The sequence below is a fragment of the Pseudomonas sp. S06B 330 genome (assembly GCF_002845275.2).
Taxonomy (GTDB): Bacteria; Pseudomonadota; Gammaproteobacteria; order Pseudomonadales; family Pseudomonadaceae; genus Aquipseudomonas.
Window position 1 is genome coordinate 2,459,045 of the sequence record NZ_CP088149.1, and the last position, 12,221, is coordinate 2,471,265.

Below are 12,221 nucleotides of genomic sequence, written 5' to 3' on the forward strand. Positions count from 1 at the left end.
TTGGCAAGGCGATGCACTTCAGCGCTTGACGGCAGTCGGGCGCAAATGCTCGGCCCGCTTGCTGAGCAGGTCGAACACCGCCGGATACGCCGGTCGTTCGATGTAACGCCCGGCGCCGCGCTCGGCCCGCAAATCGCCATTGGCCCAGACCAGCTTGCCCTGGCTGATGGTGTGGCTGGGGATACCACGTACGGTCTTGCCTTCGAAGATGTTGAAGTCGACCTGTTGATGGTGGGTCGTGGCGGAAATGGTTCGTGTGCCTTGCGGGTCCCACAACACCAGGTCGGCATCGGCCCCCACGCGCAGGGCACCTTTACGCGGGAACAGGTTGAAGATCTTCGCCGTGTTGGTCGACGTCAGGGCGACGAACGCTTGCATCGACAACTTGCCGGTGTTCACCCCTTCATCCCAGAGCACGGCCATACGGTCTTCGATACCGGCGGTGCCATTGGGAATGCGGCTGAAATCATCGCGCCCGGCGGCTTTCTGTTCGGCACAGAAGCAGCAGTGGTCGGTGGCAGTGGTGTGCAGGTTGCCGGACTGCAGGCCACCCCACAGCGCTTCCTGATGGCCGTCCTTGCGCGGGCGGAACGGTGGGCTCATCACATAACCGGCGGCGGTCTGCCAGTCGGGATGGCGGTAGACGCTGTCGTCCAGCAGCAAGTGCCCGGCCAGTACTTCGCCGTAGACCGGCTGGCCCTTGGCCCGTGCATAGGTGATTTCATCCAGCGCTTCGCGGGTCGACACATGCACCAGGTACACCGGTGTACCCAGTGTCTGGGCAATGCGAATGGCACGGCTGGCCGCCTCACCCTCGACCTGCGAGGGGCGTGACAACGGATGCGCCTCGGGGCCGGTCATGCCCTCAGCGACCAGCTTGCGTTGCAAGTGATAGACCAACTCGCCATTTTCAGCATGCACGGTGGGCACCGCACCCAGTTCCAGGCAACGCTCAAAGCTGGCGACCAGGGTGTCGTCGGCAGCCATGATCGCATTCTTGTAGGCCATGAAGTGCTTGAAGCTGTTGACCCCGTGCTGGCTGACCAGCTCACCCATCTCCTCGCGGACCTTGTCGCTCCACCAGGTGATGGCAACATGAAAACCGTAATCGGAGGCGGATTTCTCGGCCCAGCCGCGCCACTGGTGAAAGGCTTCCAGCAAGGACTGCTGCGGGTTGGGAATGACAAAGTCAATGATCGACGTGGTGCCGCCGGCAAGGCCTGCAGCGGTGCCACTGTAGAAGTCCTCACTGGCTACGGTGCCCATGAAGGGTAATTGCATGTGGGTGTGTGGGTCGATGCCGCCGGGCATCAAGTACTGGCCGCTGCCATCGAGTACTTCGCAGCCGTTGGGAAGGTCGAGGTCAGTGCCGATGGCCTTGATCACACCGTCGGCACAGAGCACGTCGGCGCGGTAACTTTCCTCATGGGTAATCAGGGTGGCGCCACGAATCATAAGCGTCATCAGAGGCTCCTCGCAGGCTTGACCGGTTGTTACCGGTTCTAGGTTTTGTACTCATAGCAGCGTAGGACAAAACCTGTCATCGCTGTCAGGAATTGAATCTAGTCGGCGATCATGGATAGGGCAAATAATTAATTTATAAGTTTATAACCTTCGTATTGTATTGATTTATAAGGATTTTATTGTTTTTAGAGGGCAAAGGAAAAACGACCAGTGGTCCTGTCGTTCTTGACAGGTTGTGGAAATGGTCAAGATTTCACATGGGCAGCTGTGATTGCCCGCAATGCCCGTGCAAGTTCTCCAGCCATCCTCAGGATGAGCAAAAAAACAAAACAATGTGGAGCGGCCATGCAGCAGACCAGATCGCAAGTGCGAGAACGTGACGGCTTGTATGAACTCGACGCCGGCAGCGACGTCCTTGACAGCCCCCGCTACAACCATGACATCGCCCCGACCCAGGTCGGCGAACGGACCTGGAACAAATGGCACATCACCGCGCTGTGGGTGGGCATGTCGATCTGCGTGCCGACCTATACTCTCGGCGGGGTGCTGACGGCTTATTTCGGCCTGACGGTGGGCGAAGCGCTGCTGGCCATCCTGCTGGCCAACACGGTGGTGCTGATTCCGCTGACACTCAACGCATTCCCGGGCACTAAGTACGGCATTCCGTTTCCAGTGTTGCTGCGCTCTTCATTCGGCATCATCGGCTCCAACGTACCCTGTCTGATCCGCGCGCTGGTGGCCTGTGGCTGGTTTGGCATCCAGACTATGTTTGGCGGCCTGGCCATCCACCTGTTCCTCGGCTCGTTGTCGGCTGACTGGAAGGCACTGGGCGGGACAGGGGAGGTGATCGGCTTCATGCTTTTCTGGTGCCTGAACCTGTGGGTGGTGCTGCGCGGTGCCGAGTCGATCAAATGGCTGGAAACCCTCTCGGCACCGCTGTTGGTGCTGGTCGGTGCCGGGTTGCTGGTATGGGCGTTGCCCAACGTGTCGATCAGCGAGTTGATGGCGCAGCCGCCCAAGCGCCCGGAAGGGGCGAGCGTTTACGGCTACTTCTTTGCCGGGCTGACGGCGATGGTGGGTTTCTGGGCCACGTTGTCGCTGAATATCCCCGACTTCAGCCGCTATGCGAAAAGCCAGAAAGACCAGATCCTCGGGCAGATTTTCGGCTTGCCGCTGACCATGTTCCTATTTGCCGCGCTGGGCGTGGTGCTCACTGCCGCCTCGGCGTCGCTGGTGGGCGAAACAGTCTCCGACCCGGTCAGCCTGATCGGGCATATCCAGAGCCCGATGTGGGTGGCCCTGGCCATGGCGCTGATCATCATTGCCACCTTGTCGACCAACACCGCCGCGAACATTGTGTCACCCACCAACGACTTTCAGAACCTGGCGCCCAAGTGGATCGGGCGCACTACCGCGGTCCTGCTCACCGGCCTGGTCGGCCTGTTGCTGATGGGCCATGAGCTGCTGAAAAAACTCGGTCTGATCGTCAGCGACGTCAGCCTGGAGAGCGTCTACTCCAACTGGCTGCTGGGTTATTCCAGCCTGCTCGGGCCGATTGCCGGGATCATGGTGGTGGACTATTTCCTGATCCGCAAACAGACCCTGGACCTGGCCGGCCTGTACCGCGATGACATCTACCCGGCCTGGAACGCCACTGGCTTTATCGCCTTCGCTGTACCGGTAGCGCTGACCTTGTTATCGCTGCAGAGCCAAGCCTTCAGCTGGTTCTACGATTTCGGCTGGTTCACCGGATCCGCCCTGGGCGGGCTGATCTACTACGGGCTTGGCCAATTCAAGGCAGCCCGCGCGGCCAACCTCAAACCCACCGTGTAGTGCCGATGGCCCGCAGAGGCCAGGCAGCAGATGCAGGAGAACAGCATGCAAACCCCACAGGACGTTTTGCAATCGAACCATCGGTACATCAACGGCGAGCGGTTGTGGCAGTCGCTGATGGAGCTGGCCCAGTTAGGCGCAACGGTCAAGGGCGGGGTCTGCCGTCTGGCGCTGACCGACCTCGATCGCCAGGCCCGCGACCTGTTCGTCAAGTGGACCGAGGCGGCCGGCTGCACAGTGACCATCGACGGCGTCGGCAACATTTTTGCTCGCCGTCCGGGGCGCAACCCGCAATTGCCACCGGTGATGACCGGCAGCCATATCGACACCCAACCCACTGGCGGCAAGTTCGATGGTTGCTTTGGGGTGTTGGCCGGGCTTGAAGTGATGCGCACCCTCAATGACCTGAAGATTGAAACCGAGGCGCCGCTGGAGGTGGTGGTCTGGACCAACGAAGAAGGCTCGCGCTTTGCCCCGTGCATGATGGGTTCCGGAGTGTTTGCCGAGAAGTTTACCCTCGAAGAAACCCTGGCCAAGACCGACGCTGAAGGCATCAGTGTTGGCCAGGCGTTGAACGCTATTGGCTATGCCGGGCCGCGGGCGGTCAGTGGTCATCCGGTGGGCGCCTATTTTGAAGCGCATATTGAGCAGGGGCCGATCCTTGAAGACCAGCATAAAACCATCGGGGTGGTGCTTGGAGCCCTTGGCCAGAAGTGGTTCGACCTGACCTTGCGTGGCGTCGAAGCGCACGCCGGGCCGACGCCGATGCACCTGCGTAGAGACGCCCTGGTGGGCGCCAGCGTGGTGGTGGCAGCGGTCAATCGGGTGGCGCTGGAGCACCAGCCGCACGCCTGTGGCACGGTGGGTTGCTTGCAGGCGTATCCGGGGTCACGCAACGTAATTCCCGGTGAGGTGCGCATGACCCTGGATTTCCGTCATCTGGAGCCGGCCCGGCTGGATTCGATGATTGCCCAAGTCAAGGATGTGATCAGCAGCACCTGTGAGCAGCACGGCTTGAGCTACACCCTGACACCGACGGCGGACTTTCCGCCGCTGTATTTCGACAAAGGTTGTGTCGAAGCTGTGCGCGCTGCCGCCCAGGGCTTGGGGCTGTCACACATGGATATCGTCAGCGGCGCCGGGCATGATGCGATCTTCCTGGCGGAACTGGGACCGGCGGGGATGATTTTTGTGCCCTGTGAAGGCGGTATCAGCCATAACGAAATCGAGAATGCCGCGCCTGAGGATTTGGCCGATGGCTGCGCGGTGCTGTTGCGCGCCATGTTGGCGGCGGCCCAGGCGGTGGCGCGGGGCAGGGAAGCGGCCTAAGGCTTGAGGGTCCCATCGTCGGCAAGGCCGGCTCCCACAAAGGATCACACCGCACCCTTGTGGGAGCCGGCCTTGGCGGTGTGAGCCGCTTCACGGTCTTAAAGACTGTCCCGAACCATCTGCAAAAACGTCGCCACCAGGCGCCGCGAACTCTGCTCGCGCAAGCACACCAGGGTTTCAGTCAAGCGCCGCTGACAGTCAACAATCGGCAATGCACACACCCGCGCATCGGCGCCGAACTCGGCCGCTGACACCACCCCCACGCCAATCCCGACCACCACTGCCTCACGTGCCGCTTCCCGGCCCTCGACCTGGATCGCGGCGCGGATGCGCAAGCCGGCGCGTTGCATTTCTTCTTCCAAGGTCTGGCGTGTTACCGAGCCTGGCTCGCGCAACACAATCGGTGTGTCATCAAGGTCAGCCAGGCTGATCGAGCCGCGACTGGCCCAGGGGTGGTTGTGGGAGACGAAAGCCACCATCGGATCGCTGCGCATCGGCACGCAAAGCAGGCGTTCGTCATCCACATCCCGGCCCAGCAGGGCCAAGTCGGCCTGATAATTGAATAGCCGTAGCAACGACTCATCAGTGTTACCGGTCTCGATCTTGACGTTGATGCCGGGGTACTGCTGACAGAACTGGGCGATCTGCGGCAGCACATGCACCGGTGCATCCACCGCCAGCACCAGCGTACCGGTCTGCAAGGCGCGGGAATCCTGCAGCAGTTCATGGGCCTCGGCTTCACAAACGAACAAGCGCTGGGTAATGGCCAGCAGGCGTTCACCGAGGTCAGTCAACTGCACCGAGCGCTTGTTACGGTGAAACAGCAATACGCCGAAGCGTTCCTCCAGTTTACGCACCTGATCGGAGATCGCCGGCTGGGTCAGGAACAACCGTTCGGCAGCCCGGGTGAAGCTGCCGTGCAGGGCAACGGCATGAAAGGCTTTCAACTGTGCATGGGAAACCGACATAGCAGCACCTGTTACAAGCTGAGCTTATGAGTGAAATACGATAAATCGATTTTATTTATCAGTCATTACTTGTTTCTATCTCATCCAGCCCGCCACGTCACCTGCAGTGACCAACGGGTCATGGACCTGGCTGACACGCCACAACAACAGCCGCATGCTCCAGGTTCCATCTGACCAGGTGACGGCCCTGACCGGTCGCCACGCAGTGCGCAACACAACAACAAAACAGGCGTTTTTTTAAATTCTGCCGGCACACTCAAGCTCCGAGGTCAGAGTCACCATGAATAAACACATCGCAGACATCAAACGTTGGCGCGTGCAGATATTTGCCATCACCTGGATTGCCTACGCCGCGTTCTATTTCACCCGCAAAGCGTTCTCGGTGGCCAAGCTGGGCATCGGCGAAGACCCAAGTTTTACCCTCGATAAAATGGCCATGGCCAACCTTGATGCCATCTACCTGGCTGCCTATGCAGTGGGGCAGTTCACCTGGGGCATGCTCGCTGACCGTTTCGGCCCACGGGTGGTGGTACTGGGCGGTCTGATCATCTCGGCAGCGGCTGCGCTGGTGATGGGCAGTTACGCTACGTTTCCGATCTTCGCCACCTGCATGCTGGTCCAGGGCCTGGCCCAGTCCACCGGTTGGGCAGGGTTGTGCAAGAACATCGGCAGTTTCTTTCCGTCCTCACAACGCGGGCGGGTGCTAGGGTTGTGGAGCTCGTGCTATGCCTTCGGTGGCCTGGTGGCTTCGCCGTTTGCCGGCTGGTGGGCCTATACCCTGATCGGCAGCTGGCACGCGGCGTTCTTTTCCAGTGCTGTGGTCGTGGCCCTGGTGGCGGTGCTGTTCTTCTTTCTGCAGCGCAACAAACCTGAAGACGTCGGTTTGCCTGCTGTGGAGCCAGAACCGGAAAGCATGGTGCCCGGCACCACCCTGTGCAGCATCTGGACCCCGCTGCGCGAGATCCTGCGCAACCGTACGGTATTGACCCTGGGCCTGGCGTACTTTCTGCTCAAACCAGCACGTTACGCCATTCTGTTGTGGGGGCCGGTGATGGTCTTTGAACAGATGCCCTCCGTCGGCAAGGTCGGTGCGGCGATCATCCCCACGGCGTTTGAACTGGCCGGCCTGCTGGGGCCAATCATGATTGGCCTGGCCTCAGACAAGCTGTTCGGTGCTCGGCGTATGCCGGCCTGCGTGATCAGCCTGTTGGTGCTCACGGTGGTGTTGGCGCTGTTTATGGGCGCCATGCAAACCGGCAGCGTGGTGCTGGTGGTGGCCTTGTTGTTTGTCATGGGCCTGACCTTGTACGGCCCCGATTCGATGATCAGCGGCGCGGCAGCCATCGACTTCGGCACCGCCAAGGCCGGTGCCACAGCGGCCGGATTCGTCAACGGTTGTGGTTCGGTGGGGGCAATCCTCGGTGGCCTGCTGCCAGGGTACTTTGACGGGGTCACGGTATTCATCGTGTTTGCCGGCTGTGCGCTGTTCTCGGCGCTGGTACTGGTGCCGCACTGGAACAGCCGGCCGGCCTCGGCCGAGCATACACCGGCGGTAGCGCCGAACACCGCCATGGCAATCAAGCCCCTGCGTACCTGAAACCTTTGAGGACCCCGACCATGAGACCCTTCTGGCTGCAACAGGCGCTGGATCAGGAACAAGCCCCTGCCTGCCCGCCGTTGACCGCGGACACTCACTGTGATGTCTGTATCGTCGGCGGTGGCTACACCGGCTTGTGGACCGCGCTGATGCTCAAGGAACACAGCCCGGCACTGGACGTCGTGCTGATCGAAGCGGACATCTGCGGCGCCGGGGCCAGCGGGCGCAATGGTGGTTGCGCGCTGTCATGGTCGGCCAAGTACTTCACCCTCGAACGGCTGTTCGGTCTGCAGGAGGCAGTACGTCTGGTCAAGGCCTCAGAGCAGAGCATCTATGCCATCGGTGATTTTTGCCACGCGCACGGCATCGATGCGGACTATCGCCTGGACGGTACCCTGTACACCGCCACCAACCGTGCCCAGATGGGCGCCACCGACGGCGTGATTGCGGCGCTGGAGCGTCAGGGCATCAACTCGTTCCAGCGCTTGCCGGTGGAGCAGGTGCAGCGCCTGGCGGGCTCGGCCAAGCACCTGGAGGGCTGGTTTTCGCCAGCCGCCGCCACGGTGCAACCGGGCAAACTGGTGCGCGGTCTGCGCCGGATTGCTCTGGAGAGGGGCGTGCGCATCCATGAAGGCACGGCCATGACCGGCTTGCAGGAAGGGCCTCAAGCTGGGGTGGAAACCGCCGGCGGCACGGTGCGCGCGGCACGCGTGGTGCTCGGCCTGAATGCCTGGATGGCACGGGCCTTCCCGCAGTTCGAACGCAGTGTGGCGATTGTTTCCAGCGACATGATCATCACTGAGCCGCAGCCGGCGCTGCTCAAGCAAATCGGCTTGACCAGTGGCGTCAGTGTGCTCGATTCACGGATTTTCGTGCACTACTACCACAACACCAGCGATGGCCGACTGATGCTCGGCAAGGGCGGTAACACCTTTGCCTACGGCGGCAGGATGCTGCCAGTGTTCGACCAGCCATCACCCTATGAACCGTTGCTGCGCCGCAGCCTTGGCGAATTCTTCCCGAGCTTGACCCAAGTACCGGTGGCGGCTACCTGGAATGGGCCCTCGGATCGCTCGGTGACCGGTTTGCCGTTCTTCGGGCGTCTGGGCACCCAGGGCAATGTGTTCTACGGCTTTGGGTATTCGGGTAGTGGCGTTGGGCCTTGTCACATGGGCGGGCAAATTCTCTCGTCGTTGGCGTTGGGCCTGGACAATGAATGGACCCGCTCACCGCTGATCAACGGCCCGCTGGGCTATTTCCCACCGGAACCGATCCGCTACCTGGGTTCGCTGATGGTGCGCAATGCCATTCGTCGCAAGGAACAGGCTGAAGACCATGGTCATCGACCGCGGCGCCTGGACGTGCGCCTGGCACGCTTTGCCGCAGCGGCCGGTAAAGCCGATAAGGCTTGAGCAGTTTTTTTGTCGATTGCGACCACGAGGATGTATAAACTGCACCCACTTTGCCGGTCGCTACCTGAACCGGCACCTGAAACAAAGAGAGTCGAGATGGGCGCACAGTGGAAAGCCAAGCATAGAGAAACAGCAGCCAACGCCAAAGGCAAGATCATGGGCAAGCTGTCCAAGGAGATCCAGATCGCCGCGAAGTCTGGCGCCGACCCGGACATGAACCCACGCTTGCGCCTGGCCATTGAGCAAGCCAAAAAGGCTTCGATGACCCGCGAGACGCTGGAGCGGGCGATCCGCAAGGGTGCTGGTCTCGATGGTGATGCGGTGCAGTACACCCCGGTGACCTACGAAGGCTTTGCCCCGCACCAAGTGCCGCTGATCGTCGAGTGCCTGACCGACAACGTCAACCGTACTGTGGCGCAAATCCGCGTACTGTTCCGCAAGGGGCAACTGGGCGCTTCGGGTTCGGTAGCCTGGGACTTCAACCACGTCGGCATGATCGAGGCCAGCCCGAGCAGCCCTGATGCTGATCCGGAAATGGCCGCGATCGAAGCCGGTGCGCAGGACTTCGAAGAAGGTGAAGAAGAGGGCTCGACCCTGTTCATCACCGACACCACCGACCTGGATGCCGTGCAGAAGGCCCTGCCAGCGTTCGGTTTCACCGTGGCGTCCGCGAAGATCGGCTACACCCCAAAGAATCCGGTCAGCGGTTTGACCGAGGAGCAGATGGCTGAAGTCGAAGCCTTCTTGCATGCCATCGATGACAACGACGATGTGCAGAACGTTTATGTCGGTCTGGCTGGCTGATTGTGCAATGCAGGGGCCCTTGAAGGGCCCCTTCGTTTCAGCAGTTAAGCGTCCTCAAGTTCCACCAGCACCGCACCTTCGCTGACCATCTCGCCTTCCTGGCAAAACAGCGCTTTGACGATCCCGGCCTGGGGCGCACGGATGCTGTGTTCCATTTTCATGGCTTCCAGCACCACCAACTGAGTGCCTGCTTCTACAGCTTGGCCCACCTCGACCAATACCCGCACGATACTGCCGTTCATCGGTGCGCTGAGGCCACCTTGATGGCTGTGGCTGGCATCGGCTTCGGCGATCGGATCGAAGCGCGTGACCGCCTGTAACTCGCCGTCCCACTGTAAATAGAGCGTGTCACCACGACGGATCGCCAGGTGTCGGCGGCGCATACCGTCTTGTTCGACCAGCAATTGCTCGCCATCAAGTTTCAGCGGCGAGGCTGCCGCATGAACAAGGCTCACCGCCTGGTCCTGGCCATTGCAACTCAGGTGCAGGCTGATCTGCGCCGGTACCCCGGTACGGAAGCCACTGTTGGCCGCCCAAGGGGATTGGCGATCATCACCGCGCGGCGTCAACGGTTGGCTCTGGATGTATGCCTCACCTGCGGCCTGCCAGAACGGGGCTGGTAATGGTTGTGCAGGTGGCAACAGTTGTTCCTGATAACGCGGGATGAACCCGGTATCCAGCTCGGCGCTGGCGAAGGCCGGGTGGGCGAGGATACGCCGCAGGAAGGCGATGTTGGTCTTTAAACCGCCGATGGCAAATTCATCGAGCATGGCCAGTAAGCGCAGGCGCGCCTGTTCGCGGGTCTGGCCCCAAGCGATCAGCTTGCCTAGCATCGGGTCATAGAACGGCGAAATGCTGTCGCCCTCGTTGACCCCACTGTCAACCCGGCGCCCTTCGCCCGGCGCCGACTCGCGGTACAAGGCCAGGTGCCCGGTGGCCGGGAGGAAGTCGTTGGCCGGGTCTTCGGCATACAGCCGCACTTCGATGGCATGGCCATCAAGGGGCACCTGGTCCTGAGTGATTGGCAACGGCTCGCCGCACGCCACACGGATCTGCCAGGCCACCAGGTCCAGGCCGGTGATGGCTTCGGTGACCGGGTGTTCCACCTGCAGGCGGGTGTTCATCTCCATGAAGAAGAACTCGCCGCGGGCATCGAGCAGGAACTCCACAGTGCCAGCACCGACATAGCCGATCGCCTGAGCAGCCTTGACCGCGGCCTCGCCCATGGCCTGCCGCTGACGGTTGCTTAGACCCGGGGCAGGGGCCTCTTCGACGACTTTCTGGTGACGGCGCTGGATTGAGCAGTCGCGCTCGTTGAGGTACAGGCAGTTGCCGTGCTGGTCGGCAAACACCTGGATTTCCACGTGACGTGGCTTGAGTACGTATTTTTCCACGAGCATGCGCGAGTCACCGAACGACGACTGCGCTTCACGTTGGGCCGAGGCCAGCGCTTCAGCCAGCTGGCTTTCGCTGTCGACCACTTTCATGCCCTTGCCACCCCCACCGGCGGTGGCCTTGAGCAATACCGGGTAACCGATTTTTTCGGCGGCAGCGCGGAAGGTTTCCAGGTCCTGGGCTTCGCCGTGGTAACCGGGCACCAACGGTACGCCAGCCTGTTCCATCAAGGCCTTGGCTGCAGACTTGCTGCCCATGGCGTCGATGGCGCTGGCGGGTGGGCCAAGAAAAATCAATCCGGCTTGCTCAATGGCCCGGGCGAACCCTGCGTTCTCGGAGAGAAAGCCATAGCCCGGGTGAATCGCCTGAGCGCCACTGGCTTTCGCTGCAGCCAGCAGTTTGTCGACGTCCAGGTAGCTCTCGGCAGCCTTGGCGCCGCCCAGGTCAACGCGGATATCGGCTTCGCGGCTGTGCCGGGCCTCGCGGTCGATGGCGCTGTGCACGGCAACGGTGGTCAGGCCCAAGGCCTTGGCGGTGCGCATCACCCGGCAAGCGATCTCGCCACGGTTAGCGACCAGCAGGGTGGTCAATGGCGTGCGGGTCATAGGCGCTCCTTGTTCGAGGGTTCAGCCTGCCAGGCGGGGCTGCGCTTTTCCAGGAAGGCACGCAGGCCTTCCTGCCCTTCAGGGCTGACCCGGATGCGGGCAATGGCGTTCTCGCAGTAGCGGCGTAGGGCAGGGGTTAGTTCACCGTGGCCGACTTCGCGCAGTAGTTCTTTACTGGCGCGCATGGCTTGTGGGCTGTTGAGCAGCAGGTTGTCGATCCATTGTTCGAGCGCCTGTTCCAGTTCGGCCGCAGGATAGGCTTCAGCCAGCAGGCCCAGCTCGCGGGCACGTTCACCACTGAAACGCTCAGCGGTCAGGGCATAGCGGCGCGCAGCGCGTTCGCCTATGGCCTGCACCACGAACGGGCTGATCACCGCTGGGGCCAGGCCAATGCGCACTTCCGACAGGCACAGCTGCGCTTCCAGCGTGCCAATAGCCATGTCGCAACAGCTGATCAGGCCCAGCGCACCACCGAAGGCTGCGCCCTGAACCACGGCCAGGGTCGGTACCTTGAGCTTGGCCAGGTTGTACATCAGCTCGGCCAGCTCGCGGGCGTCGTCAAGGTTGGTGTTGTAGTCCAGCGCAGCCGATTGCTGCATCCAGGCCAGGTCAGCGCCAGCGCTGAAGTGCCGGCCGCGGCCGCGCAACAGGACGAAACGCAGGCTGGCGTCGACGGCGATCTGGTCGATGGCCAGGATCAACTCGCGGATCATCTGCGCGTTGAAGGCGTTGTTCTTGTCTTCCCGGCTGAGCCACAGGGTGGCAAAACCACGGGGGTCCTTGATCAGTTCAAGGGTAGTGAAGTCACTCATGG

General features: G+C 61.6%; 9 protein-coding genes. 5 read left to right on the plus strand and 4 right to left on the minus strand.

All coding sequences use genetic code 11. The features are described from left to right. Positions 1–18: 18 nt before the first annotated feature. Entirely contained in the window at positions 19–1,464 is a 1,446-nt protein-coding gene (gene hydA, locus CX511_RS11140; RefSeq protein ID WP_045183817.1) for a dihydropyrimidinase, read from the minus strand. A gap of 345 nt (positions 1,465–1,809) precedes the next feature. Between hydA and CX511_RS11145 the strand changes: the two genes are divergently transcribed. Together CX511_RS11145 and CX511_RS11150 are read left to right on the plus strand one after the other, a co-directional pair. Continuing rightward, positions 1,810–3,297: an NCS1 family nucleobase:cation symporter-1 gene (locus tag CX511_RS11145; RefSeq protein ID WP_045183815.1), complete on the plus strand. Its 1,488-nt coding sequence runs from the start codon at positions 1,810–1,812 to the stop codon at positions 3,295–3,297. 45 nt (positions 3,298–3,342) lie between these two features. Then, positions 3,343–4,626: a Zn-dependent hydrolase gene (locus CX511_RS11150; RefSeq protein WP_045183813.1), complete on the plus strand. Its 1,284-nt coding sequence runs from the start codon at positions 3,343–3,345 to the stop codon at positions 4,624–4,626. 98 nt (positions 4,627–4,724) lie between these two features. On the opposite strand, the gene CX511_RS11155 is transcribed toward CX511_RS11150, so the two are convergent. After that, the gene (locus CX511_RS11155; RefSeq protein WP_045183811.1) at positions 4,725–5,594 is read right to left on the minus strand and encodes a LysR substrate-binding domain-containing protein; all 870 of its coding nucleotides are present in this window, start codon (positions 5,592–5,594) and stop codon (positions 4,725–4,727) included. 280 nt (positions 5,595–5,874) lie between these two features. On the opposite strand from CX511_RS11155, the gene CX511_RS11160 reads away from it, so the two are divergent. The 3 genes from CX511_RS11160 (at position 5,875) to CX511_RS11170 (ending at position 9,407) form a co-directional block, all read left to right on the plus strand. Further along, the gene (locus CX511_RS11160) at positions 5,875–7,191 is read left to right on the plus strand and encodes an MFS transporter (RefSeq protein ID WP_101292217.1); all 1,317 of its coding nucleotides are present in this window, start codon (positions 5,875–5,877) and stop codon (positions 7,189–7,191) included. 20 nt (positions 7,192–7,211) lie between these two features. After that, positions 7,212–8,603 carry an FAD-dependent oxidoreductase gene (locus CX511_RS11165; protein ID WP_045183808.1) on the plus strand — a complete coding sequence of 464 codons (1,392 nt, stop codon included), beginning with the start codon at positions 7,212–7,214 and terminating at the stop codon, positions 8,601–8,603. A 96-nt stretch (positions 8,604–8,699) separates the two neighbouring features. Next, complete coding sequence (locus CX511_RS11170; RefSeq protein ID WP_045183806.1) at positions 8,700–9,407, plus strand: YebC/PmpR family DNA-binding transcriptional regulator; 708 nt, start codon at positions 8,700–8,702, stop codon at positions 9,405–9,407. 44 nt (positions 9,408–9,451) lie between these two features. On the opposite strand, the gene CX511_RS11175 is transcribed toward CX511_RS11170, so the two are convergent. Beyond that, complete coding sequence (locus CX511_RS11175; protein WP_045183804.1) at positions 9,452–11,407, minus strand: acetyl/propionyl/methylcrotonyl-CoA carboxylase subunit alpha; 1,956 nt, start codon at positions 11,405–11,407, stop codon at positions 9,452–9,454. Continuing rightward, the gene (locus tag CX511_RS11180) at positions 11,404–12,219 is read right to left on the minus strand and encodes a gamma-carboxygeranoyl-CoA hydratase (protein WP_045183802.1); all 816 of its coding nucleotides are present in this window, start codon (positions 12,217–12,219) and stop codon (positions 11,404–11,406) included. Before CX511_RS11180 ends, CX511_RS11175 begins: the two co-directional genes overlap by 4 nt. Between the last annotated feature and the right edge of the window lie 2 nt (positions 12,220–12,221).